Annotated in this window: 26 protein-coding genes; 18 read left to right on the plus strand and 8 right to left on the minus strand. The window is 51.1% G+C overall.

All coding sequences use genetic code 11. The annotated features are described in order from the left end of the window. The 3 genes from B6A39_RS06385 (at window position 1) to B6A39_RS06395 (ending at window position 4,099) form a co-directional block, all read left to right on the plus strand. Window positions 1-1,143 (plus strand): acyl-CoA dehydrogenase family protein, encoded by a 1,143-nt coding sequence (locus B6A39_RS06385; RefSeq protein WP_083002720.1) that lies wholly within the window; start codon window positions 1-3, stop codon window positions 1,141-1,143. Window positions 1,144-1,206: 63 nt separating this feature from the next. Then, the gene (gene bktB, locus B6A39_RS06390) at window positions 1,207-2,394 is read left to right on the plus strand and encodes a beta-ketothiolase BktB (protein WP_083002724.1); all 1,188 of its coding nucleotides are present in this window, start codon (window positions 1,207-1,209) and stop codon (window positions 2,392-2,394) included. A gap of 37 nt (window positions 2,395-2,431) precedes the next feature. Further along, the gene (locus tag B6A39_RS06395; RefSeq protein WP_083002727.1) at window positions 2,432-4,099 is read left to right on the plus strand and encodes a fatty acid--CoA ligase; all 1,668 of its coding nucleotides are present in this window, start codon (window positions 2,432-2,434) and stop codon (window positions 4,097-4,099) included. Window positions 4,100-4,102: 3 nt separating this feature from the next. Here B6A39_RS06395 and B6A39_RS06400 read toward each other — a convergent pair whose 3' ends face one another. After that, window positions 4,103-5,116, minus strand: a complete 1,014-nt coding sequence (locus tag B6A39_RS06400) for an AraC family transcriptional regulator (RefSeq protein ID WP_083002730.1) — start codon at window positions 5,114-5,116, stop codon at window positions 4,103-4,105. 153 nt (window positions 5,117-5,269) lie between these two features. On the opposite strand from B6A39_RS06400, the gene B6A39_RS06405 reads away from it, so the two are divergent. Beyond that, window positions 5,270-7,189: an ATP-binding cassette domain-containing protein gene (locus B6A39_RS06405; protein ID WP_083002734.1), complete on the plus strand. Its 1,920-nt coding sequence runs from the start codon at window positions 5,270-5,272 to the stop codon at window positions 7,187-7,189. A 50-nt stretch (window positions 7,190-7,239) separates the two neighbouring features. Here B6A39_RS06405 and B6A39_RS06410 read toward each other — a convergent pair whose 3' ends face one another. After that, the gene (locus B6A39_RS06410) at window positions 7,240-7,692 is read right to left on the minus strand and encodes a universal stress protein (RefSeq protein WP_083002737.1); all 453 of its coding nucleotides are present in this window, start codon (window positions 7,690-7,692) and stop codon (window positions 7,240-7,242) included. A 131-nt stretch (window positions 7,693-7,823) separates the two neighbouring features. Between B6A39_RS06410 and B6A39_RS06415 the strand changes: the two genes are divergently transcribed. Then, window positions 7,824-8,363 carry a preprotein translocase subunit YajC gene (locus tag B6A39_RS06415; RefSeq protein WP_083002741.1) on the plus strand — a complete coding sequence of 180 codons (540 nt, stop codon included), beginning with the start codon at window positions 7,824-7,826 and terminating at the stop codon, window positions 8,361-8,363. Between the two features lie 8 nt (window positions 8,364-8,371). Here B6A39_RS06415 and slyA read toward each other — a convergent pair whose 3' ends face one another. Together slyA and B6A39_RS06425 are read right to left on the minus strand one after the other, a co-directional pair. After that, the gene (slyA, locus tag B6A39_RS06420; protein ID WP_083002744.1) at window positions 8,372-8,824 is read right to left on the minus strand and encodes a transcriptional regulator SlyA; all 453 of its coding nucleotides are present in this window, start codon (window positions 8,822-8,824) and stop codon (window positions 8,372-8,374) included. A 71-nt stretch (window positions 8,825-8,895) separates the two neighbouring features. Continuing rightward, window positions 8,896-10,053: a DUF5924 family protein gene (locus B6A39_RS06425; protein ID WP_083002748.1), complete on the minus strand. Its 1,158-nt coding sequence runs from the start codon at window positions 10,051-10,053 to the stop codon at window positions 8,896-8,898. A 271-nt stretch (window positions 10,054-10,324) separates the two neighbouring features. Here B6A39_RS06425 and fadB point away from each other — a divergent pair, with 271 nt between their 5' ends. Both fadB and fadA read left to right on the plus strand, forming a co-directional pair. After that, complete coding sequence (fadB, locus tag B6A39_RS06430) at window positions 10,325-12,499, plus strand: fatty acid oxidation complex subunit alpha FadB (RefSeq protein WP_083002753.1); 2,175 nt, start codon at window positions 10,325-10,327, stop codon at window positions 12,497-12,499. 23 nt (window positions 12,500-12,522) lie between these two features. Beyond that, window positions 12,523-13,701, plus strand: a complete 1,179-nt coding sequence (fadA, locus tag B6A39_RS06435) for an acetyl-CoA C-acyltransferase FadA (protein ID WP_038483059.1) — start codon at window positions 12,523-12,525, stop codon at window positions 13,699-13,701. 59 nt (window positions 13,702-13,760) lie between these two features. Here the strand turns inward: fadA and B6A39_RS06440 are convergent, their stop codons facing one another. Next, window positions 13,761-14,222 carry a flavodoxin family protein gene (locus B6A39_RS06440; protein WP_083002756.1) on the minus strand — a complete coding sequence of 154 codons (462 nt, stop codon included), beginning with the start codon at window positions 14,220-14,222 and terminating at the stop codon, window positions 13,761-13,763. A gap of 81 nt (window positions 14,223-14,303) precedes the next feature. Here B6A39_RS06440 and B6A39_RS06445 point away from each other — a divergent pair, with 81 nt between their 5' ends. From B6A39_RS06445 to B6A39_RS06495, 11 genes are all read left to right on the plus strand, one after another. Next, window positions 14,304-14,678 carry a thiol-disulfide oxidoreductase DCC family protein gene (locus B6A39_RS06445; protein ID WP_083002760.1) on the plus strand — a complete coding sequence of 125 codons (375 nt, stop codon included), beginning with the start codon at window positions 14,304-14,306 and terminating at the stop codon, window positions 14,676-14,678. Between the two features lie 28 nt (window positions 14,679-14,706). Continuing rightward, entirely contained in the window at window positions 14,707-15,264 is a 558-nt protein-coding gene (locus tag B6A39_RS06450; RefSeq protein WP_083002763.1) for a hypothetical protein, read from the plus strand. A 69-nt stretch (window positions 15,265-15,333) separates the two neighbouring features. Further along, a complete protein-coding gene (locus tag B6A39_RS06455; protein ID WP_083002767.1) occupies window positions 15,334-15,810 on the plus strand; it encodes a YbhB/YbcL family Raf kinase inhibitor-like protein in 477 nt (158 codons plus the stop codon). Window positions 15,811-15,898: 88 nt separating this feature from the next. Further along, a complete protein-coding gene (locus B6A39_RS06460; protein ID WP_083002772.1) occupies window positions 15,899-16,240 on the plus strand; it encodes a zinc ribbon domain-containing protein YjdM in 342 nt (113 codons plus the stop codon). A gap of 339 nt (window positions 16,241-16,579) precedes the next feature. Continuing rightward, on the plus strand, window positions 16,580-17,038 hold the full coding sequence (locus B6A39_RS06465; RefSeq protein WP_083002775.1) for an SUF system Fe-S cluster assembly regulator: 459 nt from the start codon (window positions 16,580-16,582) through the stop codon (window positions 17,036-17,038). Window positions 17,039-17,109: 71 nt separating this feature from the next. Beyond that, window positions 17,110-18,552, plus strand: a complete 1,443-nt coding sequence (sufB, locus tag B6A39_RS06470; RefSeq protein ID WP_030068888.1) for a Fe-S cluster assembly protein SufB — start codon at window positions 17,110-17,112, stop codon at window positions 18,550-18,552. A 70-nt stretch (window positions 18,553-18,622) separates the two neighbouring features. Further along, the gene (gene sufC, locus B6A39_RS06475; protein WP_038483082.1) at window positions 18,623-19,372 is read left to right on the plus strand and encodes a Fe-S cluster assembly ATPase SufC; all 750 of its coding nucleotides are present in this window, start codon (window positions 18,623-18,625) and stop codon (window positions 19,370-19,372) included. Next, on the plus strand, window positions 19,369-20,709 hold the full coding sequence (gene sufD, locus B6A39_RS06480; protein ID WP_083002779.1) for a Fe-S cluster assembly protein SufD: 1,341 nt from the start codon (window positions 19,369-19,371) through the stop codon (window positions 20,707-20,709). Before sufC ends, sufD begins: the two co-directional genes overlap by 4 nt. A 30-nt stretch (window positions 20,710-20,739) precedes the next feature. Next, window positions 20,740-22,005, plus strand: a complete 1,266-nt coding sequence (locus B6A39_RS06485; RefSeq protein WP_083002783.1) for an aminotransferase class V-fold PLP-dependent enzyme — start codon at window positions 20,740-20,742, stop codon at window positions 22,003-22,005. A gap of 22 nt (window positions 22,006-22,027) precedes the next feature. After that, a complete protein-coding gene (sufT, locus tag B6A39_RS06490) occupies window positions 22,028-22,597 on the plus strand; it encodes a putative Fe-S cluster assembly protein SufT (protein WP_083002788.1) in 570 nt (189 codons plus the stop codon). A gap of 18 nt (window positions 22,598-22,615) precedes the next feature. Next, entirely contained in the window at window positions 22,616-23,383 is a 768-nt protein-coding gene (locus B6A39_RS06495) for a SanA/YdcF family protein (protein ID WP_083002792.1), read from the plus strand. A 14-nt stretch (window positions 23,384-23,397) separates the two neighbouring features. Here the strand turns inward: B6A39_RS06495 and B6A39_RS06500 are convergent, their stop codons facing one another. From B6A39_RS06500 to B6A39_RS06510, 3 genes are all read right to left on the minus strand, one after another. Further along, window positions 23,398-23,844 (minus strand): hypothetical protein, encoded by a 447-nt coding sequence (locus tag B6A39_RS06500; RefSeq protein ID WP_009724954.1) that lies wholly within the window; start codon window positions 23,842-23,844, stop codon window positions 23,398-23,400. Window positions 23,845-23,931: 87 nt separating this feature from the next. Next, entirely contained in the window at window positions 23,932-24,840 is a 909-nt protein-coding gene (gene rimK, locus B6A39_RS06505; RefSeq protein WP_009724955.1) for a 30S ribosomal protein S6--L-glutamate ligase, read from the minus strand. 40 nt (window positions 24,841-24,880) lie between these two features. Beyond that, entirely contained in the window at window positions 24,881-25,321 is a 441-nt protein-coding gene (locus tag B6A39_RS06510) for an ATP-dependent zinc protease family protein (RefSeq protein WP_083002796.1), read from the minus strand. Between the last annotated feature and the right edge of the window lie 15 nt (window positions 25,322-25,336).

Here is a 25,336-nt window from a genome sequence, read left to right on the forward strand (position 1 = left end):
ATGGACGAGCAAACACAGGCACTATTTCATGACATGATCTCCCGCTGCTTAGCGCAGGAGGTGGCGCCTTTCTACGAGCAGTGGGAGGCGGCCGGTGAAATACCGCGCTCTTTATGGCTAGCGCTGGGTGGCGCTGGTCTATTGGGAATTGATCTTGATGAGACCTATGGTGGCTCAGGTGCCGATATTGCCATCACCCAATTGGCACTGGAGGAGATGTCTCGGCAAGGGTTTGGTGGGCTAGCCAGCGCTTACAACATTCACGCCAATATCGTGATGCCTTACCTGCAAAATTTAGGCACTGATGAACAGCGCGAAACCTGGCTGCCCCGCATGGCAAGCGGGGAGTGGTTGGGGGCGATTGCCATGAGCGAGCCGCATGCTGGCAGTGACTTGGCAGCGATGAAAACCCGCGCCACCAAAACAGCCGATGGGTGGCTACTCAACGGCAGCAAGCTGTTTATTACCAATGGCCAAGTGGCCGATCTCGTTATTGTCTGTGCAAAAACAGACCCCAGAGCAGGTGCAAAAGGGGTCTCGCTGTTTTTGGTCGATACGTCACTTCCCGGTTTTTCCCGTGGCAAGCCCATCAAGAAAATTGGCCAGCACGCCAGCGATACGGCAGAACTAGCATTTGACCAACTGCAACTGCCTAACAGCGCCTTATTAGGGGAAGAGGGCGCTGGGTTTCGCTACCTAATGCAAGAACTGCCCCGGGAGCGCTTAGGCGTAGGCGCGCAAGCACTTGGCGCGGTAGAGGGGGCGTTGGCATTAACGCTTGATTACGTCACCCAGCGTCACGCGTTTGGTCAGCGCGTGGCCGATTTTCAAAATACCCGTTTTACGCTAGCTGAAATCAAGGCACAGCTGGATGTCGCGCGTGCCTACTTCGATCAGTGCGTTAATAAGTACCGCCACGGCACGATGACAAGTACCGATGCCGCGATACTCAAATTGCAGCTTAGCGAGCTGCAGTGTCGTGCTGTTGATCGATGCCTTCAGTTGTTTGGTGGGTATGGTTACACCCATGAATATCCGATTTCACGCTTCTATTTAGACGCCCGTGTGCAAACTATTTACGCCGGTAGTTCTGAGATTATGAAAGAAGTGGTCGCACGCTCGCTGTTGGGCAAAGTGGCTTAAGCGCTTTTCTTAAGTTCTTTTCTTAAGTCCTTTTCCGCTGTGCGTCATTACTAAGGAGAGATTATGCAACTGGATAGCGTTGTTATTGTAAGCGGTGCTCGCACTGCTATTGGCGGGTTTGGTGGGTCGCTCTCATCTTTCGCGCCCCATGAGTTAGGCACTATCACTGCCCAGGAAGCACTGCGCCGTGCGGGCATTGCTGGTGCTGATATCGACCACTCTGTGTATGGCCATATTATTACCACGGGCCCAGAAGATGCCTATCTTGCCCGTCATATCGCGTTGAGTGCGGGTGTGCCGAAAGAAGCCGGTGCCTTTAATGTTAACCGGCTATGTGGTTCCGGCGTGCAGGCAGTGATATCCGCAGCGCAACAAATTGCCCTGGGCGACAGCCGCTTAGCATTGGCAGGTGGGGCTGAATCCATGTCGCGAGGTGCCTATCTACTGCCGCCCCAAGCACGCAATGGCATACGCCTAGGCGATGCCAATATTCAGGACCTTACCCTCGGCATTCTTAGTGACCCATTTGGCAGCGGCCATATGGGAATGACCGCTGAAAATATCGCCAAGCAGTATGGCTTAAGCCGCGAGCAGCTAGATCAGTTTGCAGTGGATAGCCATCGTAAGGCGGCAAAAGCCATTGCAGAAGGGCGTTTTGACGAGCAAATCGTGCCTGTTGAGGTGACAAAAGGAAAACAGACGGTTTCCTTTGCACGTGATGAGCATGTGCGAGAAGGCGTTGAGTTAAGTGATTTAGCACGGCTTAAACCGGCCTTTAAGAAAGAGGGAATAGTAACGGCAGGGAACGCATCCGGGATCAACGATGGCGCAGCGACCTTGGTGCTGGCGCATGCCGATGAAGCACAGCAGCGCAATTTAACGGTTAGGGCGCGGCTTCGCGTGGCAACTACCGCCGGTGTGGAGCCTTCGGTAATGGGGTTAGGGCCAATTCCTGCGGTGAAACGCTGTCTCCAACAGGCAGGGCTAACGATCAGTGACATTGATGTGATTGAGTCCAATGAAGCGTTCGCGGCACAAGCGATGGCGGTTGCCGATACGCTGGGTTTCCCATTGGAAAAACTAAACCCGAATGGTGGTGCAGTGGCGCTCGGTCATCCAGTAGGGGCGACCGGTGCCATCTTGATCTTAAAAACCTTACATGAATTGGAGCGACGTCAGGGTCGCTATGGTTTGATCACATTATGTATCGGTGGTGGTCAGGGCATTGCGCTGTTAATAGAACGCGAATAGCAACCGGTTTTCCAATAACAATCGACAGGTGTGTTTTATGTCTACGATAACGCCAAAAATACTTCCTTCTACGCCGTCTGCGACTAGCTCGCCGCTGTTAATTAGAGACTTGCTGGAGTCAGGTGTTCGAATGGCGGGGAACAACCAGATTGTTTATCGAGACCAGAGCCGTCATGACTATCGACATTTTCGTGAGCGGGTACATCAGCTTGCCCATACGCTAACAGCACAAGGCGTTCAGGCAGGTGATGTGGTGGCGGTGTTGGACTGGGACAGTCATCGCTATTTAGAGTGTTTTTTTGCCATTCCAATGATTGGTGCCGTGCTTCACACCGTTAACGTACGTTTGGCACCTGAGCAAATTCACTACACGATGGTGCACGCTGAAGACGTCTTTGTGCTGGTGCATGAGGATTTCGTGCCGCTACTGGAGCCACTTGCTGATCAACTACCTAATATACGCGGTTACCTACTTTGCCAAGAAGCGGCGAGTCAAGAAACACAAAGCACCCTCAACACGTCGCTGCCAGTAGTTGGTGAATTTGAGGCATTGTTAAGTGAGCAGCCAACTCATTACGAGTTCCCTATTTTTGATGAAAATGCAGTGGCTACGCTGTTCTACACCACGGGCACCACCGGTAATCCGAAAGGGGTATTTTTTACCCATCGCCAACTGGTACTGCACACACTAGGCGAAGCCAGTACCTTCCAAGCACCGGGGTTTGAGCTGCTCAACCGTGACAAGGTATACATGCCCATCACGCCGATGTTCCATGTGCATGCATGGGGCGTGCCTTACACCGCTACATTGATGGGGGCTACCCAGGTGTACCCTGGCCGTTATGAACCTGAAATGCTGGTTAAGCTGCTGGTGAACGAAAAGGTTGATTTCTCCCACTGCGTGCCAACGCTGTTAAATATGGTCGTTAGCGCTGACGCTATTGCATCGAAAAAAATTGATTTAACCGGTTGGAAGGTATTGGTGGGCGGCAGTGCGCTAACTCAAGCCCTGGCTAGCCGTGCTTGGTCACTCGGCATTGATACGCGTAGTGCCTATGGCATGTCAGAAACCTGCCCGCTGCTAACCGCTGATATTTTACCTCAGGATGTGGCTGAGGCCAGTTTTGAAACGCAGCTTCCCTGGCGATGTAAGGCTGGTTTACCCGTGCCTCTAGTGAAATTGCAGGTGGTTGATGCCAATGGAGAACCGTTACCCCATGATGGCGTCAGTGTCGGTGAAGTGCGTGCCCAAGCACCCTGGTTAACCCAGGCGTACTACAAGGAAGAGAAACGCAGTGAAGAGCTTTGGCGGGATGGATGGCTTCATACCGGTGATGTTGGCTCGATTGATGAGCATGGTTTCTTGGCCATTAGCGACCGTATTAAAGATGTCATCAAAACCGGTGGAGAGTGGCTCTCCTCACTTGAGCTGGAAAGCTATATTAGCCAATGCCCGGGTGTGGCGGAAGTGGCGGTAATTGGCGTTACGGATGATAAATGGGGGGAGCGTCCAGCAGCACTTGTTGTTCCCAGTGATATCAATAACCCACCCACGGCAGAAGAAGTACAGGCGTTTATGGTGCAGTTCGTCGAGCAGGGCAGCATCAACCGCTGGGGCATTCCATCGTTGATTCGCTTCGTAGATGAAATTCCTAAAACCAGTGTCGGTAAGCTGGATAAAAAGCGCATTCGCACTGAGATATAAACGCTAGCGTTTTATGCCCGCCGTTTGCGCCTTGCGGTAAGCGGCGGGTGAATTTCCTGTCCACTGTTTAAACGCTCGGCTAAGACAAGCAAGGTCTTCAAATCCTAGTTTTTCTGCGATGGTTGTCAGTGGTTGTGTGCTGCGAGTGAGTGCTTGAATGGCATAGTCGCGACGGTATTCGTCTTTAACTGCTTGGAAATGGGTACCTTCAAGTCTCAAGTGTCTTGAAAGTGTACGGACAGACATATGTAACGCATCTGCCACATGCTGAACAGTGCATGAGGCGGGTAAGTGGCGGCTAAGGTGTTCGCGAACGCGGTGAGTCACTAAACGATCTTCAAAAGAGACGTAGAACCAGTCAGCCGGTGCGCGTTGTAGAAATGCGCCAAGATGTTGTTTGGTTTGGCGTATGGGGTGGTTGAGAAACACCTTATCAAAGTAAACAGCTGTTTGCGGTTGATCAAATTTTACCTTGCCGGGATAAAAGTAGAGGTAGTCAGCACTGTGAGCGGGTTGGGCGTAGCCGCACTCCATCAAGATAGGTGGGATTTTGCGTGCGATCATCCAGGAGGCGATACCGTGAAACAGTTTCAACATCAATTCATGAATCAATATTCGACTGCCATGAAGCGGAGCGCGTTCTTCCAGCGCCATCCGGGCAAACCCGCCTTCAATAGTAAAGTCGTAGCCGAAATCATCTAAGAGAATCCGAAAAAACTGCGTATAGCGGTGAAGTGCAACATGCAGCGTAGGCGCATCTAGCAAGCTCAAACACAGCAGCTTTAGCGTTCCACAGCGTAGCGGCCTGGAGAAAAAGCATGGTGTCTCATCATCTAGCTTAAGGGCGAGGAGGCGGTAAAGCTCGGCAAACTGCTCAACAGTGACTCGACCGTTCGGTGCGCTGAGTAGAAAGGGTGAAATTCCAGCAAGTTCCAAGTAGCGAACAGGAGAATGCTCAGTAGCGGGTAAGCCACACAAGAGTTCGTTCACAAAGTGCATTGAGACGGTAACGGTCACGATGTCAGCCCTAAACGAGTAGCTTGGCACTACCTTGTTATTATCACGTGATGATGGGACGTTAGCACGATGTGTCGTTTGGCTCTATAAGGGCTCTCCTTAACGTGAGTGCATGCGTTACACTGTGCGCCTCATGATGAAGGAGGACACTGCGTGACCTTGTTACGACTCGAACAGCTGCAACTCGCTTACGGCACCCAAGTACTGCTTAACCGCGCCGACCTAACGGTTGAAAAAGGCGAGCGGCTGGCGCTGGTCGGGCGCAACGGCACCGGTAAATCAACGCTATTAAAACTAGTCGCGGGCGATATTCATGCCGATGATGGCTCTATTTGGCGTGCGCCGGGCTTGAAGATTGGCGTCTTATCCCAGGAGCTGCCTGAATCCTCAGGCATGACGATTTTTGACATGGTTGCTCAGGGGCTGCCGGAAGCGGGGGAGTTGCTTTCTGAATACCAGCATTTGATCAATGACCCAGATCCCGATATGAACCGCATGGCCAAGTTACAAACCCGCATAGAGGCTATCGACGGTTGGTCTTTCCATCAGAGTATTGACGTTGTCCTCACTCGCTTAGGATTACCCCCTGAAGCTGAAATGAGCGCGCTTTCCGGTGGCTGGCGCCGCCGTGTGGCGTTGGCGCGAGCATTGGTTTCTGAGCCGGACTTACTGCTTCTTGACGAGCCAACCAACCACCTCGATCTGGACACGATTGCTTGGTTGGAAGAGCAACTGCTGGCCTTCAACGGTGCGGTATTACTGATTACCCATGACCGTGCTTTTTTATCTAAGCTGGCCACCACGATCCTTGAGCTAGACCGAGGCAAGCTTGGCCGTTATCCCGGTAACTACGCTGAATATCAAGAGCGTAAGCAGCACGAGCTAGAAGTAGAAGCGCGAGAAAATGCGCTTTTCGATAAAAAACTGGCCCAAGAAGAAGTCTGGATTCGTCAAGGCGTCAAAGCGCGGCGTACCCGCAACGAAGGACGTGTTCGTGAGCTTGAGCAGATGCGCTTGGAGCGCAGTCAGCGACGTGAGCGTCAGGGGACTGCCAACCTCAACGTTGACAGCGGCGAGCGTACTGGTAAGCGGGTAGTTGAGTTGAAAGGCGTAACACAGCGCTTTGGTAATGATGTCATTCTGCGTGATGTGAATCTTGAAGTGATGCGCGGCGACCGCATTGGTTTCCTTGGTCGCAACGGTGCAGGTAAAACAACACTGCTGAAAATCTTGCTAGGCGAGCTTGCTCCAACGGAAGGTAGTGTTCAGTTGGGTACCAATTTAAAAGTCGCTTATTTTGATCAATTGCGTGCAGGCTTAGAACTGGAAAAAACCGTCTATGACAACGTTGCCCAAGGCAGTGATCGGGTAACCGTTGGTGGAAAAGATCGTCACGTGATGAGCTACCTTCAGGATTTCCTATTCACGCCTGATCGTGTTCGACAGCCAGTGAAAGCACTTTCCGGCGGTGAGTCCAACCGTCTGTTGTTAGCCAAACTGTTTACTCAACCAGCCAACGTATTGGTGTTGGATGAGCCTACAAACGACTTGGACATGGAAACCCTTGAGCTGCTTGAAGAGCTGCTGCTTGACTTTGATGGCACGCTGCTACTGGTCTCCCACGATCGGACATTTATGGATAATGTCGTGACTAGTATGCTGGCCTTTGAAGGTGAGGGCTTAGTGCGTGAATACGTGGGTGGCTACACAGATTGGATACGCCAAGGGGGGAAATTACCGCCAGCACCTTGGGAAGGCGCTGCCCGCCAGAACACTGAGCCGACCAGCACTGCAGTTGAAAAAACGCCAGAGAAGCCAGTTGATGAGCCCGTTAAGAAAACCGTTAAGCTCTCTTACAAATTGCAGCGGGAGTTAGATGCGTTACCTGCGGAGATTGAGCGGCTTGAGAATGAGGTAGAGGCGTTAGAGCAAGAAATTGGCAACCCCGCTTTCTATCAGCAAGAAGCCAGTGTCGTTACAACAAAATTGCAAGCGTTAGAAAACGTACAGCAGGCGCTTGAAACGGCAATGGAACGTTGGATGGAGCTTGAGGCGATGGCCAACGGTGATTGACACCAGCATCGAATGAGTAAAGGCACCCATAGGGTGCCTTTCTACACTGATTACTCGTCGCTCTCTTCACCTTTTTTGCCGACCCTAACGGCCAAGACGTCGCACTGCGCACCGTGCAGTACGCCCGTAGAGGTAGATCCAAGTAGTAGGGCAAAGCCATGGCGTCCATGCGAGCCAACAACGATCAGGTCGACGTTGTGCTCTTCTGCAAAGCGATGGATTTCAGTGTCTGGCATACCGACGACGACATGTTGATCAGCAGGCTCGACGTGAGGGGCGGCAATTTCAGCCAGCCGTTTTTTTGCGTGGTCGTCTAACTGGTCTTGAATGCTGGTGAGATCCATCGGGATGTCACCACCGTATGCGAAGCCCAATGGTTCGAGAGTGTGCATGATAGAAATCTTAGCATCATTGTTGCGTTCAGCAATCGCGACTGCGCGCTCTAAGATTTTATGGGAATCTTTGGTTAGATCAACGGCTACTAATATGTGGTGATAGCTCATGGCTTATCTCCTTCGTGATAATTAACAAAGAAAACGCTTTGTTAGATGACCTTTACTTTAGGCTGCAAGCGCAGTCTTAACAACGATCTATGTCATGCTTTTTTAAGTTAAAGAATAGGAGAGACGCCGAGATGGAATGGTTAATTATTATTTTTATTTTGATGTTTGTTATTGCTCCAGTGATGTGGCTTAAGCCTAGCCCTCAGCAAAAGCGTCAGATGGCCCTGCGTTTAAGCGCACAGAAGCAAGGGGTAACGATCAAAATGGAGAAGCCTCCCCTACATCATTTCCGAGGCACAATGCCCGCCTATCGTTGGTATTTTTCCCAGCAGCAGCCAGGGCCTGATTTTGTGTTGGTTCGCGAGTCGAACGCCAGTGAGGCGCTGGAGCTTTATCATGCCGGGTGGCGTTGGCGTATTGCCCCATTACGGCCGCTTCCAGAAATGGCAAGTGTCTCTTTAAAAGCCCTCCTAGAGCGTCTTCCACAAGATGCGTTGGTGATTGAGTCAAATTCTACGGCGCTAACACTTTGGTGGTGGGAGTCACAAGCTGCCGAGCGTTTCTCTACCTATGGAGAAGATTTTCAGGTGTTAAAAGAAGCGCTAGGCGGATTGTCAGACCGCCCTGCTGCAAGGCCGCTAAACGGGGCTGGTGAAACAGCAGGGCACTAAGGGGCGTTTTATGCCGAGGGACCATCTTGGTCTCTCGACTGAATCGCCATGCCATTGGACTCTATTAGCGCTAGCCACTTGTCTAACTGGTCTAAATCACCCTCACTTAGGCCAGCCAGCATCTCTTTGCGTGCTTCCTGGACAACGCTGTCGATTTGTTCAAGTAGCGGCATTGCCGCGGGTGTTAGATAGAGCCGTTTGCTACGGCGATCATTATCGCAGGCCCGCCGTTCAACCAGCCCTTGTGCCTCAAGTTGTCCAAGGGTTCTTACTAACGATGGCGCTTCAACGCCAATCGCCCTTGCTAAATCACACTGTGGATTGCCTTCACCTAATTTCCATAAATGGTAAAGCGTCACCCAGCGCGTTTGTGTTAATCCCAAGGGTGCAAGCCTTCGGTCAAGAATTGAGCGCCACAGGTGGGGCAGGCGTGCAATGCGAAAACCAATTGTTGAAGCCATAGTAAACAGCTACCTAAAAATGTAAGTAGGCGAATTGTCATAAGCTGTGCCGCTGAATGCAAGGCGTTATGTTATTCGTCCGTTGATAGATCGTTTTCAGAGTTGCTGTTTCCCGGTATAAAGCGGCGCAAATTTAGGGCACTCAAGCCGCTTGGTTGGATCTTGCTGTCCGCGATCGTGGCTTTTCCCAAATCTTCTGAAACAGTAAACCGGATCAGCCCTAACCGTTGTCCGCTATCCGTCATAATGTCGATACGCCACTCTCCTGACGGCGCTTCAGGAAAATTCTGCTTATGGCTCCACGCCCGGTAGCCCTGTTCCCGACCACCGTTGATAGCAAGTTCTACTTCATCTAACAATTCACCGTTGTGGTGCCATACATGATGAATTGTCTCGCTTAATCCACGCGGTGCACGAATAGCGGTGTAAACATAAAGGCCTTTTGAGCGAATTGCGTCTGGCGTAAGCGCCATTGTCCCCTGCGGCTCGCGGCTTTGAATATCAAGAGCCGGGGAAAGTGCACTGTTTGTCATCCACAAACTGGCAGGGGGTACCCATATTTTGCCGAGCCAAGCCGCATAGGCCAACAAAATAGTGAGTCCAAAGAAACTGCACCAGCGCGTTAATGAGCGTTTTTTAAGCAAGTGCCAAAAACTGGGTAGTGCAACAAATATGGTGATCACTAGCGCAAGGATCAAGCTTTGGCCAGTCGTCAGCTGCAGCATGATAGGCAGAATAACCAGTACAACTAAAAAGACACATTGGGCATGAAAGATAAAATAGAGGCTTCGCCAGCGCCCAGCGAGCTTGTAATAGAGCGGGTCTATGATCGACAGGATTGCCATTGCGATCACTAACAGCGCAAATAGTGTTTGCCCGCTATTCCAAACGGTTGTAACTAGGATGAACGGCAGCGTAAAGAAAAGTGTTTCCTGGTGAATCATTTGGGCAATAAAGGTGGTGACGCCGCGGGGCAGGGTGGGGTGGCCACGTTTAGCAAGCCAGCGTCCCATAAGGCTCTCAGTAAGCAATAGCAGCCAGGCAAAAAGAAGTCCCAGCGTTAACACAGCCCCTAGCCACTGTTGGCGATCCACCAGAAAAAAGCTACCTACCCCAGCGCCAAACGCGATAGGTGGCCACAGCCAGCTCCAGGGTTTTAGGCGTTCGACGGTACGTTCAACCTGCGCTTGCAGTGCAGTGATACGAGCGGGAGTAAAGAAACTACCCATGGCGTTGTTGGCTCACAAATGAAAACAGCATGATCGTTGGATTAATCGGGAAAGTCGATGCGTTCCCTATCATGTCTATAAAAAGCGCAAAAAATGTGCGCCTGTTGTAAGTTGATTTGTGTAAGTGCACTTGAGAGATAAGCGCATTAGCCAAAAGTCAGGGCTTGACGTTCCTCACTATCTCAACCAAGCTTACGCAATCAAACGACCGTATGAAATGCGTGGCGGGGCCGAGTAAAGGTGCCAGCCCGAACTTGTGGAGAGAGCGCGGATGATCTATCAAGGCAATGCCATCACGGTGGAGCGTCGTGACACCCAAGGTGGCAATGACATCGCAAAGCTCACTTTCGATCTGAAAGATGAGTCCGTTAATAAGCTGTCCAGTGCTGTTGTGGCAGAGCTGGGCGAGGCAGTAAAAGCGCTTCAAGCTGAAAGCGGCCTACAGGGGTTGATGATTAGCAGCGGCAAAGATGCGTTTATTGTTGGCGCTGACATCACCGAATTTCACAGCCTTTTTGACAAAGGTGAAGAGTATCTTGTCGAGATGAACCTTAAGGTTCACGACATTTTTAATGCGATTGAAGACCTGCCTTTCCCCACGGTGACGGCCATTAATGGTTTGGCTTTGGGAGGGGGCTGCGAAGTACTGTTGACGACCGATTTCCGAGTAATGAGTGAGAAAGCCAAAATCGGCTTGCCTGAAACCAAACTAGGCATTTTGCCAGGCTGGGGGGGATGTGTACGTTTACCTCGCTTGATTGGCGCGGATAACGCGATTGAGTGGATTGCCGGTGGCACTGAAAACCGTGCTAACGCAGCACTGAAAGTCGGCGCAGTCGATGCGGTTGTATGCCACGAGCTTTTGGAAGAAGCTGCGTTGGACATGTTAGACCGCGCTAATGCCGGTGAGTTGGATTACCAGGCACGCCGTGAAGAGAAGAAAGCACCGCTTAATCTCAACGCCATTGAGCAAATGATGGCGTTTGAAACCGCCAAAGGGTTTGTAGCTGGCAAGGCTGGCCCTCACTACCCAGCGCCGGTAGAGTCGATCAAAGTGATCCAAAAAGGCGCTGGCGAGACGCGCGCCCGAGCCCAGGCAATTGAAGCAAAAGCATTTGCCAAGCTAGCACTCAGCAGTGTTGCCTTTAACTTGGTCGGCCTGTTCCTTAACGACCAAGTCGTGAAGAAAAAAGGTAGCAAATACGAGAAGCAGTCGCAGCCAGTTAAGCAGACAGCTGTACTGGGCGCTGGCATTATGGGGGGGGGTATCGCCTATCAAAGTGCTAGTAAAGGCACGCCCATCATAATGAAAGATATTAACGATGAGGCTATCGAGCTGGGCCTGAAAGAGGCGCGTAAACTATTTGCTAAGCAGGTAGAGCGTAAAAAGCTGACGACCGAACAGATGGCTGAAAAGCTGACCAATATTCGCCCCACACTTTCCTACGGTGATTTCGGCAATGTTGATCTAGTGGTTGAGGCGGTGGTTGAAAATCCCAAGGTCAAAGACGCCGTACTGACCGAAGTGGAAGGCATGGTGAGCGAAAACACCATCCTTACCTCTAACACTTCAACGATTTCTATCAATCGTCTGGCCAAGAACCTTAAGCGTCCAGAAAACTTCTGCGGTATGCACTTTTTTAATCCTGTGCATCGTATGCCGCTGGTAGAAGTTATTCGTGGCGAGAAGACGTCAGATGCGGCGGTGGCCGCAACAGTTGCCTACGCACGTGCAATGGGCAAAACCCCGATTGTTGTGAATGACTGCCCCGGCTTCTTGGTCAACCGCGTATTGTTCCCATATTTTGGTGGTTTTAGTTTCCTGGTAGAGCAGGGCGCTGATTTCCAACGCGTTGACAAAGTGATGGAAAAATTTGGCTGGCCCATGGGACCTGCTTATCTACTGGATGTAGTGGGTCTAGATACGGCGGTACACGCTAACGAAGTGATGGCTGAAGGCTTCCCTGATCGTATGGCGCGTGACGGCAAAACCGCTATTCAGGTGATGTACGACAATAAGCGTCTGGGCCAGAAGAACGATAAAGGCTTCTATGCCTATGAAGAAGATAAGAAAGGCAAACCTAAGAAAGTTACCGACGAGCAAGCCTACGCGCTGGTGAAAGACGTCGTGAAAGAGCAGAAAGAGTTTTCTGACGAAGACATTATCGCTCGCATGATGGTACCGCTTTGTCTGGAAACTGTTCGTTGCCTTGAAGATGGCATTGTGGAAACCCCAGCTGAAGCCGATATGGCATTAATCTACGGCATCGGTTTCCCTCCCTTCCGCGGTGGCGCGCTGCGCTACATTGACGCGATGGGTGTTGCCGAATTCGTGAAGCTAGCCGAAAACCTTGCGGAAGAGTTAGGCCCGCTTTACGCGCCCACTGAGAAACTGCGTCAGATGGCTCAAAATAACGAGCAATTTTATTCTGGCACTCAGGCCTAACCACCACGCATAGGAGATAGAAGATGAGTTTGAACCCAAGAGATATCGTGGTGGTTGACGGTGTACGTACCGCCATGGCGAAAGCTAAAAATGGCGCGTTTCGTAATGTGCGCGCTGAGAACTTGTCAGCAGCCGTCATGCAGGCGCTGTTTGATCGTAACGCTAATCTAGATCCGTCCGAAGTGGACGATGTGATCTGGGGGTGTGTTAACCAGACCCTTGAGCAGTCCATGAACATCGCGCGTAACGCGGCGATCATGACCGGTATTCCCCGCTCGGTGCCTGCGCAAACCGTTAACCGTCTATGCGGCTCCTCAATGACGGCACTGCATATTGCGGCGGCCAACATTAAAGCGGGTATGGGCGACTTTTACGTGATCGGTGGGGTAGAGCACATGGAGCACGTGCCCATGGCTCACGGTGTAGACGTTAATCCCGCTGCCAGTAAGTACGCCGCAAAAGCCGCCATGATGATGGGGCTGACCGCTGAGCTGCTAGGCAAAATGCACGGTATTTCTCGTGAAGACCAGGATAAATTTGGCGTGCGTTCCCACCAGCGTGCCCAGGCCGCGATGGAAAAAGGCTATTTCGATAACGAAATAATTGGTGTTGAAGGCCACGATCAGCGCGGCTTTAAAATTCTGTTCAAAAACGATGAAGTAATTCGTCCTGAGGCCAGTATCGAGTCAATGGCCAGCCTTAAGCCGGTATTTGATCCTCGCAACGGTACCGTTACTGCGGGCACGTCATCTGCACTTTCGGTAGGCGCTTCGGCAATGGCTGTTATGAGCTACGAGCGCGCCCAGGCGCTGGGGCTTGAGCCGATTGCGAAAGTGCTTTCAACAGGTGTTGCGGGTTGTGATGCTTCCATCATGGGTTATGGCCCAGTGCCTGCATCTAAAAAAGCACTGAAAGCCGCTGGCCTGTCGGCAGCAGACATTCAAACGGTTGAGCTCAACGAAGCGTTCGCTGCACAAGGTCTGCCCGTTTTGAAAGATCTAGGCTTCTTAGATGCCATGGATGAAAAAGTAAATCTCAACGGTGGTGCCATTGCGCTAGGCCACCCGCTGGGCTGTTCTGGCTCGCGTATCTGTACGACACTGCTTAACGTTATGCAGCAGCGCGATACTACCCTCGGCCTTGCCACCATGTGTATTGGCATGGGGCAAGGGGTTGCGACCGTGTTTGAACGACTCAAATAAACACAACGGCTACCCATAGAACGGCACCCATGTGGTGCCGTTTTGCGTTCATAACGGCATTAAAATAAACCGTTATCCAGTCCCGCTGCCATGTAAAGGCCTAGCTCTTCTACTTGGTTTGCAAAAGTGTCTTGCCACTGACCACGTAACGTTAGTGGTTCCTGAACCCAGCGCCAACGTAGTCCTGTCACAATGCTTTCTATTGCCCGCCGGGTGCCGGTGCCGTCGTGTCCAGCGCGAATATAGAGTGCGCATGGAAGCCCTTGTTTCTCTTCCAATATGCTGTAGTAACTGCGATCAAAAAAATCCTTAAGCGCGCCGCTCATGTAGCCCAGGTTTTCCGTCGTGCCCAACAAAATGCCATCGCAGGCGCGAATATCGTCGGGTCCAGCTTCGAAAGGCGTTTTTACTGTGCAGGTAACCTGCTCAACAATGTCTTGGCTTGCGCCCCGCTGCGCGGCATCACACAGAGTGCGTGTATTAACTGATGGAGCATGGGCAACGATTAATAGATGTTTCATTGTAGCGCCCCGGTTAAGTGGAAATTTGCGTAGAAAGCGCAAAGTGTCACACTGCTAAATACGACCACGATGAGAGCCTATATGTCTGATAATGCCTCTATCAATGTTTTCTACGATGCTGTTTGTCCTGTATGCCGAAAGGATCGTCGTCTTTTTGAGAGATGGGCTGGCAAACATGGTACCGGGATTAACTGGTGTGATGTCACTGAGCATCAGCAACAATTGCGTGAAAAAGGGGTGACAGCAGACGCTGCTTTACGCTCGCTACATATCGAAAAAGCTGATGGCACGCTTATTGAAGGCATCGATGCCTACCGCTTGCTAATGATGCGTATTCCTCTGCTTGTGCCAATCGCATGGCTGATTGGCCTGCCAGGGATCAAAACAGCCTTACGCTGGTATTATGATCGCTGGGTAAAAAAGCGCCTAAAGCGGGAAGGGCGTTGGTCTGAATAAGTATGGATATTGATATAGGGAATTTATCATGAAGCAGCGTCTTCTAAGGTTAGTGCCAGCATGCGCAATGTTTACTATGTTAGTGGGGTGCGCTGGTCAGCCAGCCTCCTCTCAAGCACCTGATGCGGTCGCTCAGGAAGTGCCGTCTAGCGTGGCTCAGGTATCTCCAGGAGCAGCGCAGTCAGGTTACGTAACTAACCGCCAAGTAACCGACTGGGTGCCGCCACTGTTAACGAGCCCTGAAGAGAAGGCGGCTTACTATGTTAGTCGATTGGCAGACAGGCGTTTTGTTTCGCAGTACGGCGGACAAGATAATCCCCGTACTTGGTATATTGCGGCAGAGCGGCTAGGAGAAATTGGCTTGCCCGCCGTACCTTTGCTGTTTGCGCGTCTAAATACGACCGATGACTATGAGTTGATGTTAGCCCTATATGCGCTTCAGCTTGCCACCCAAGATCCGTTATTAATGGCGAGAACGCGAGGTGACTATATACAGTTGCCCAAAGTGTTAGATTCGGCTGCGAATGCAGGCAATGTAAGCATTGCAAATGAGTGGTGGCAGCGGCATTCCGCTAAACTGAATTAATGTTGACTTCTTATCGCTATTCGACAAGGCTAAAAATGCTTTTTTGTTTTGTCCCTATAGGAGAGCAGCATGGCATTTGCACTATCCTCTATGCATGTGACTAGCAGCGCGTTTCTCAACCATCAATCTATTCCTACTAAGCACACCGGCGAAGGCGAAGATGTTTCGCCTGCCTTAACCTGGGAAGGTGTGCCAGAAGGCACCAAGGGATTTGCAGTAATTTGTCACGACCCTGATGCACCATTGGTAAAAGAAGGAAGTTACGGGTTTGTCCACTGGGTGCTCTATAACCTTCCTGGTGATATTCAGGAGCTGGCTGAAAAGACGCCGTTAGGTACGACGGGAGTAAATGACAAAGGAAGTAATGGTTATTGTGGACCGATGCCGCCAGAAGGACATGGCAACCATCTTTACTATTTTTGGGTGTTAGCGTTGGATCATCAAACCTCACTACCTGAAGGGTTAACGCTTCAAGAGTTGCTCAATGAAGTTGAGCCACACCTGCTGGGTATGAACCGACTAGTAGGCACCTATCAGCGTGGTTAAGACACCAACTCTGGACATTTTGCAGAACCCGTGTAGGCTCCATCGCTTTCTAAATCCTGTGAATTAGATTGATGTGATGGAGCCTGTTATGAGTGATCTACCCAATTGTCCTGCCTGTGCCTCTGAATTTACCTACGATGATGGTATCCAGTATGTCTGCCCGGAATGCGGCAACGAATGGTCAAAAGTAACAGAAGAGGGCACTGAAGAAGCTGACTCTGGTATTCGTGATGCTAACGGCAATATTTTGGCCGATGGTGACACCGTGACTGTCATAAAAGACCTCAAAGTCAAAGGCAGTTCACTGGTGGTTAAGGTAGGCACTAAAGTCAAAAATATCCGTTTAGTCGATGGTGATCACGATATTGATTGTAAGATTGACGGTATTGGACCCATGAAGCTTAAGTCCGAGTTCGTCAAAAAAGCATAGTACTTAAAGGCATAGTAGTTAAAGGCATAGTACTCAAAGACATAGCACTCAAAGACATAGCACTCAAAGACATAGCACTCAAAGACATAGCACCTTCGTCACAAGGAGCTGTTCTTTTAAAAAAACCTGCGAAATTCTCGCAGGTTTTTTTTGTTAAACACATCGATAGCTTTTTCAAATGATAATGATTGTTGTTTTTGATGCTATCAGAGCCGAACGTGCTGTTATTTTGCACAAATTGATAACGATTTTGTTCTAGGGCTTCACATCAAATTTATACAGGACTAAAATGGTACCAATTAACGGGTAAGCCAACTGTAACGGCGAATGGGAGTCAACATGCTCAAGCTTTCTCGGCTGACAGATTATGCCGCTGTAGTGATGGCACAAATTGCTCGCCACCCACAAGCGTCACATGCGGCGGCTGATTTAGCAGACGCAGTGCAGCTACCACATCCCACTGTTAGCAAAACGCTAAAGATGCTGGTGAAAGCTGGTCTTCTGGAGTCGCAACGTGGTGTTCAGGGTGGTTATCGTCTGGCGCGACCCGCATCACACATCACCGCTGCCGATATTATTGCCGCTATTGAAGGGCCTGTGGCAATGACCGAGTGTAGCCAAGCGGAGGGTGAGTGTGATCTGGCTGCTACCTGCGGTGTCGCTGATAACTGGCAGCGAGTTTCACTGGCGATTCGCACGTTACTGGAAAGCGTTACGTTGGCGCACCTAGCTGATACGACGCCAATCAAGCTACCCGTACAGTTACCGATTCAAAGCATTAGCCTAGCATCTGCTTAGGCAATGCAACATAGACTAACCCTATTGACGGCGAGCTAGGCTCGCCACCCAACTGCCCGGAGGGTATCACCATGGCAAGCGAAGAAATGGAACAGTTGGTTCGTCGCGAATATAAAGATGGTTTTATAACCGATATTGAAAGCGACACCCTGCCACCTGGCCTTGATGAAAACACCATCGCCTTTATTTCTAATAAAAAAGGTGAGCCGGAATGGATGCTGGAGTGGCGCTTAGATGCCTATCGTCAGTGGTTGAAAATGAAGGAACCGTCCTGGGCGCATCTTGATTATCCGCCAATTGATTATCAATCGATCTCTTATTTCAGTGCGCCCAAGCGCCCTGAAGACCGCCCTCAGAGCCTGGATGAAGTTGATCCTAAACTTCTCGAAACATATGAAAAGCTTGGGATTCCTTTACATGAGCGTGCAGCGCTCGCGGGTGTGGCAGTCGACGCCGTATTTGACTCTGTTTCCGTGGCAACCACGTTTAAAAAACAGTTAGGCGAAGCGGGCGTTATTTTCTGCTCGATTTCTGAAGCAATTCGCGATTACCCAGACCTTATTAAACAGTACCTCGGTACGGTCGTTCCGGTGGCTGACAACTATTTTGCCGCACTGAACTCGGCTGTATTTACCGATGGATCGTTTGTGTTTGTTCCTGAAGGCGTGACTTGCCCTATGGAACTGTCGACCTATTTCCGTATTAATGCGGCCAACACCGGCCAGTTCGAGCGCACTCTAATTATCTGTGAGAGCCGTGCTCAGGTGTCTTACTTGGAAGGTTGTACGGCGCCAATGCGTGATGAAAACCAGCTTCACGCGGCAGTCGTAGAGCTCGTTGCGCTGGATGATGCCTACATTAAGTACTCCACCGTTCAGAACTGGTATCCCGGTGATGAGAACGGTAAAGGCGGGATTTACAACTTCGTTACCAAACGTGGCGATTGTCGCGGTGAGCGTTCCCGGATCAGTTGGACACAGGTAGAAACCGGTTCGGCGATCACCTGGAAATATCCTTCTTGCATCTTGCGTGGCAAAGACAGTATCGGTGAGTTCTATTCTGTGGCGGTAACTAATGGTCGTCAGCAAGCGGATACTGGCACCAAAATGATTCACATTGGCGAAGGCACTCGTTCCTATATCGTTGCCAAAGGCATTTCGGCAGGTAAGAGCGATCAATCTTATCGTGGCTTGGTCAAAATTGGCCCTCGTGCCAAAGGGGCTCGTAATTTCACCCAGTGTGACTCGTTGTTAATTGGCGACAAGTGCGGTGCTCATACCTTCCCTTATCAAGAAATTGGCAACAGCACCGCCACGATTGAGCACGAAGCCACCACGTCTAAGATCGGCGAAGATCAACTTTTCTACTGCCAAAGCCGTGGAATTTCTGAAGAAGATGCGGTCAGCATGATTGTTAATGGCTTCTGTAAAGACGTTTTCCAAGAGCTGCCAATGGAGTTCGCGGTAGAGGCAGAAGCGCTTCTAAATGTGACGCTTGAAGGCGCAGTGGGTTAACCACTTCGGCCCCTGACTTATTTTACGGGAGACGCGCTAGCGTCCCGCAGGAATTTAAAAGGTTATGACTATGTTGCAAGTTAAAGATTTACACGTCACCGTCGACGGCAAAGAAATTCTGAAAGGTTTAACGCTCACCATCAATGCAGGTGAAGTGCATGCCATTATGGGCCCGAACGGCGCAGGTAAATCCACATTGTCGGCAGTTATTGCCGGTAAAGATGGCTACGAAGTGACCCAAGGTAGCGTTACCTTTGAGGGACAGGACGTCCTGGAAATGGAAATCGAAGAGCGCGCTCAAGCTGGCTTGCTACTAGGTTTTCAGTACCCAGTGGAAATTCCAGGGGTAAAAAACATCTACCTGCTTAAGTCTGCGCTTAATGCTCAGCGTGTCGCACGTGGTGAAGCAGAAATGCCCGCTCCTGAGTTTATGAAGCTCGTGAAAGAGAAGCTGGGCTTTATGAAGATGGATGCCAGTTTCCTGCAGCGTGCCGTCAATGAAGGTTTCTCTGGCGGTGAGAAAAAACGCAACGAAATTCTTCAGATGCTGGTGCTCCAACCAAAGCTGGCCATGCTTGATGAAATTGACTCTGGTCTCGATATCGACGCGATGAAAGTCGTTGCCGATGGCGTTAACAGTCTGCGGGCTGAAGAGCGAGCCATTCTGCTGGTCACTCACTATCAGCGTCTGCTTGACTATATCGTGCCGGATAAAGTGCACGTCTTAGTCGACGGTCGTATTGTGAAGAGCGGCGACGCTGAGCTTGCTAAAGAGCTGGAAGCCAACGGCTATGAAGGTATTGAGGAGTCTGCGGCATGAGCGATACGCAAACGTTTTTGGACACGCTGAAAGCGCGTAGCCAACAGCGAGGAGTTGAGCCAACCTGGATCGCGGCTCGCCGCCAAGCGGGAGCTGCCCGTTTTGAAGCCATGGGGTTTCCTACTCGCCGCGATGAAGAGTGGAAATACACTGACGTACGCACGATTGCTCAGGGAAACTTTTCGCTGGCAGAGAATGCAGACTTTTCCAAGGTCCAAGCAGCCGCGCTTACGCTGCCGTTGGATGCGTACCGACTGACCTTTGTGGACGGTATTTTCTCAGCTGCGCTGTCAGACTTAGAAGCACTGCCAGATAGCGTTCAGGTAATGCCGCTTTCTAAAGCGCTGAGCGATAACCACGAAGCCGTTGGTGGGCCGCTAGGTCGCTTAACGGGAGTAGATTTTTCCCCGTTCGCAGCGCTGAACACAGCGTTTATGGAAGAGGGTGCTGTGGTGCGCATTGCACCGGGTACCGTTGTGGAAAAACCCATCCTGCTTCAGTTTCTGTCCCGTGCGGGTGCGCCAGTAATGAGTCATCCGCGCATTTTGGTTGAAGCAGCAGGGCGTAGTGAAGCTACGTTAATTGAGCACTACATCGGTGAGGCCGATGCGGCCAACTTCACCAACGTGGTTGCAGAACTGATGCTTGATCGCGGTGCGATTCTGAATCACTACAAATTGCAAGAGGCGCCCTTGGGTGATCTGCATGTCGCCAGTATTCATGTTGAACAGAGCCGGGACAGCCGCTACAGCTCCTACAATCTGAATTTGGGCGGTGCGCTAGTGCGCAACGACCTTATTAGTGATTTAAACGGCCAAGGCGCAGAAACCAACTTCTATGGCCTGTTCTTTGGTCAGGGTCGCCAGCACGTGGATAACCACACCAAGGTTAATCACAATGCGCCCCTCACGTTCTCGAACGAGAACTATAAAGGCATTTTGGATGACCGCGCTCATGGTGTCTTTAACGGTAAAGTTTTCGTTAAGCGCGATAGCCAGAAGATCGAAGGTTTCCAAAGTAACCAAAACTTATTGCTTTCAGATCGTGCACATATCGATGCCAAGCCTGAGCTCGAAATTTATGCTGATGACGTGAAGTGTTCTCATGGCACTACCACGGGGCAGTTGGATGAAGACGCGATCTATGCATTACGTACCCGCGGTATTGACAAGGCGACAGCGCGAGGCTTGTTAACGCTTGCATTTGCTGGCGAGGTGCTTGAGCAGGTCGCGTTAGATGTGATTGCTGAGCGGGTAGAGTTGGCAGTAGCGGGCAAGCTGCCGGAACGCTTCAACCTCGCTGGATTGGTAGAAGCAGCGGCCGCACTCAACGACTAACGCACTCAACGACTAGCCAAGGAGTCATCGATGCCCCATAGCGTGATTGAGAAACCCTCCGTGCTCGCCCCTGCAGCGTTTGATGTTGAGGCGCTTCGCAACGACTTCCCGATACTAAAACGGGAAGTGCACGGAAAGCCGTTGGTATATCTAGATAATGCCGCGACAAGCCAAACTCCCCAGCAGGTTATTGACGTATTCAGCGACTATTACTCGCGCTATAACGCTAATATCCACCGGGGGCTGCACACGTTGTCGGATGAGGCGACAGCCGCGTTTGAAGCCACACGACATCGCGTCAAGGCGTTTCTCAATGCGGAAGATGCACGCCAAATTATCTTTACGCGGGGCACGACTGAAGCAATTAATCTGGTAGTTCAAAGTTGGGGGCGTTCCCAACTTGCAGCGGGCGATGAAGTGCTAATTTCAATGTTGGAGCATCACTCCAATATTGTACCTTGGCAGCTGTTAGCCGCTGAAGTCGGCTTTACTATCAAGGTTATTCCCGTAGAAGCTAATGGGTCGCTAGACATGGCGGCGTATCGCGCGCTGCTCAGTGAGCGCACTAAACTGGTGGCGGTTAATCATGTCTCGAATGCGCTGGGCACCATTAACCCAGTAAAAGAGATGGCAGCGCTTGCCCATCAGCACGGTGCGCTTATTCTGGTGGATGGCGCCCAGGCAACACCGCACCAGCAGGTTGATGTTCAGGAGATTAATGCAGATTTTTATGCATTCTCTGGGCATAAAGTGTATGGCCCTACTGGGGTTGGCGTGCTGTACGGTAAGCAGGACTTATTGGAAGCAATGCCGCCTTGGCAGGGTGGTGGTGAAATGATTAAAACGGTCTCTTTTGACGTCGGTACCACCTTTGCGGAACTTCCGCATAAATTCGAGGCTGGCACTCCCGCCATTGCGGAGGTGATTGCTTTGGGGCGCGCTATTGAGTGGTTAGAAGGCGTTGGCGTGGAGTCGATAGGTGCTTGGGAAGCCGTATTGCTGGAACATGCCACTGAAGCGGTGAGCCAGATAGATGGCCTACGCATTCTCGGCACAGCGCCGCATAAAGCTGGGGTGCTTTCGTTCGTGGTTGAAGGTGCTCATTCTCAGGACATTGGGCTGCTGATTGATCAGCTAGGCGTCGCTATTCGGACCGGACATCATTGCGCACAACCATTACTACACCACTTTGGCGTAGATGCCACGTGTCGTGCATCATTTGCGGCGTATAATACGCTTCAAGAGATAGATACGTTCATTGCGGCACTTAACCGTGTGATTGGAATGGTACGTTAAAGGCCGTCATTTAAGGACCGTTATGGATATTGAGCAAGTGGCCAGCCTTGAACGTGGTCAAAAACTGCCGCTTCAACGTGATGTTGACGCCATTGCTATTCCGTTTGGAAAAACGGAGACACTGGCCGAAGATTGTGTTGTCAGCGTGATGCAAGCGAAGGGAAGCTCGGTAAGTGTTGGCTTTGAAGGACGGCTTTATCTTATTGAAGGGCGTAATTTAGATGCGTTAGGACTCGAGCCCTTGCCGCGTCCAACACTGCCGGAAAGTGCCAGCGATGAAGAAATTGAACAGTTTGTTTGGGATCAGTTGCGTACCTGCTTCGACCCCGAAATACCGGTTAATATTGTTGATCTAGGGTTGGTCTATGGTTGTCGTCTTGAGCGCTTGATAAGTGGTGAGCGGATGGTGACTATTCGCATGACGCTTACCGCACCAGGCTGTGGAATGGGCGATGTCATTGCGGCTGATGCGCGGAATAAAATCCTAGGCGCACCTCAGATTAATAAGGTACATACTGAAATAGTCTTCAGCCCGCCCTGGAGCCGTGACATGATGAGCGACGAAGCCAAGCTTGAGCTCGGCATGTTTTAACCCCTGGTGGGGAGCTGGATGCACAGCCTGCTATTACGTTACATAAAACGTTTTTTGATGTCGCTAGGAGCACTTATGCTGCTGGCGACATCGCTGTTTATAGTTGGTAATTTTTGGGTGGTTGCCAGTACGGCACGCTATATTGATAAAAATTTTGCAGAGTGTCGCCCAGCCGATGTGGCGATCGTGTTTGGTACCTCTAATTGGACACGTAGCGGCTTTCGAAACCCTCACTTTCACGCCCGTATGCGAACCTCTGCGCGTTTAATTGCCGACCAGCGGGTCAGTCATTTATTGATCTCTGGGGATAATCGTACTCAAGCCTATAACGAGCCTCGCGCCATGTGGCGTGACCTTTATCGTCGCGGAGTGCCAGCGGATCAGCTCACCATGGATTTTGCTGGTTTCAGCACCTATGACACGCTTGCGCGAGCTAGGGACGTCTTTCAGTTAGATAAGGCGTTGCTGGTTACACAGAGTTGGCACCTTCCCCGGGCAGTTTTTATTGGTCGTGCATTAGGGATGGAGGTAACCGGCTGTGTAGCCGAAGAGGAGTCTGTTGCTGGGGAGTGGCGGTTGAAAATTCGCGAATGGGTGGCGCGGGTTGCTACAGTAGGAGATCTATACATCTGGGGAAGAGAGCCTCACTTTCTAGGCTCTCCAGAACCTATCGAATTAAAAGCTAGTAGCAACGTCGGCGAAGTGTATCGCTTCCTGGTTGACCTTGAACACGCAACTGAGAGATTGGCACAAGCGCCCCATGAGCAAGCGTTGGGTGCCCAATAGGAGTGATCAATAGGTTAGCGATGCGTTTTGCGCTTTTGTAAGCTATACAATTCGCGTATTAGTTTACGGCAACCTTGCATGCACTCTTCAACCACAGGCTCAATGGGGTCGGGCAGGGGATGAGTGAATAGCGTTGAAAGGGCCTGCATCAGTACACGCTCTTGTTCCAGCAGCTCATTGATTAATACCTGACTATCGTTACCCACAAAACTTTTTAGACGGCTCCATAGCCATAAAAAGTCATCACGCTCTACATCGGCATCCCTGGGAAGCATTTTTAAGTGCGCACGGGCAAGCTCCTGTAGTTTACGCATCTGCTTTAACCGCTCTGTGTAGTGCGGTTTCAGCGCGTCACGCAGCGTAGGTCGCAGGCGTTCAATATTATCCTGGAAATAATCAATGCTGTCGGCCAGCGCTTCCAGCACGCTGTCCATCGCCACTTGGCGATTATCGAGAAACATGAGCGTCTACCTCCTTCGGTGACGCAGATTGTGGGGGTGGCAGCGATAATTTGCCACCCCTAATGCGGATTATTTTTGCATCCAGCCTTAGCCTTTAGGCTTGGGTGGCGCTTTACGCACCGGCATGGCATTTTTTTCGATGTGTTCGATGATCATGCCAGCAATATCTTTACCTGTTGCATTCTCAATACCTTGTAATCCAGGTGATGAGTTAACCTCCATAATCACCGGCCCATGGTTAGAGCGCAGTAAGTCGACACCTGCAACGCGCAGCCCCATGGCTTTTGCCGCTCGAATGGCGGTTGAGCGCTCTTCCGGTGTAATGCGGATGACGCTGGCGGTGCCGCCTCGGTGCAGGTTTGAACGGAACTCACCCTCGGCTGCCTGACGCTTCATCGAAGCAACCACTTTATCGCCAATCACTAGACAGCGAATATCGGCACCACGAGCTTCTTTAATGTACTCCTGCACCATGATATTGGTCTTCATGCCCATAAACGCTTGAATAACCGACTCAGCTGCTTGATTAGTTTCAGCAAGTACAACTCCGATACCTTGCGTCCCTTCCAGCAGCTTGATGACCAACGGTGCACCTTTGACCATGGTAATTAGGTCAGGAATATCATCAGGAGAATGGGCAAAACCTGTGATGGGCAAGCCCAGCCCCTTCCTTGAGAGAAGTTGTAGCGAGCGCAATTTATCCCGCGAACGAGTGATGGCAACAGAGTCGTTTATAACGTAGGTGCCCATCATTTCAAATTGACGCAGTACGGCGCAGCCATAAAACGTGACCGATGCCCCTATACGAGGAATGACGGCATCAAAGGGCTCGATTTCAGCGCCTTTATAATGAATCGACGGATGGTGGGAGGCGATGCTCATATAGCAGCGCAACGTGTCTACCACGCGAGCGGTGTGCCCACGCTGCTCGGCGGCCTCAATAAGGCGGCGAGTAGAATATAGATTGCGATTGCGCGAAAGCAGGGCAATATGCATGCAGGGCTCCGGGGCCAAAAGATGTGGCTAATAAGTTAGTTTAAGGCTCGCCGTGCAAAAATGCAGCCCCAGGGGCTATAAGCAAGCGTCGCATAGCGCGGCGCCCAAGCAGCATGGGATGGCGCATATTGCTACGGTCAGTCAGGGTTAGTTCAACCGGAAAATTTAGTTCACCCAATTGCATCGGGGTGCGAATCACATAACGCCACTCGCTGTGCCCATTAGAACTGGTAACGCGCCGCCTGTCGTGCAAGTGGAGCTGGTAGCGGTGAGCAGGCGTTTGCGGGCCACCGCTATGGGTAATAAAACTTACCCACAGCTGCCCATCCTCATCTTCATGAGTCTCAATCTCTTCGGCATGCAAAGCAGAGGTGCGCGCGCCAGTATCGGCTTTGCAGCAAAGGTGAAGCCCTAACTCAGGTAACGTCACCATTTCACGGCGGCCGATGACTGCTTTGGCCTGATAGGGTAATTCCTTCACGGCATACTCCTGGCA

The organism is Halomonas sp. GT (assembly GCF_002082565.1).
GTDB lineage: Bacteria > Pseudomonadota > Gammaproteobacteria > Pseudomonadales > Halomonadaceae > Vreelandella.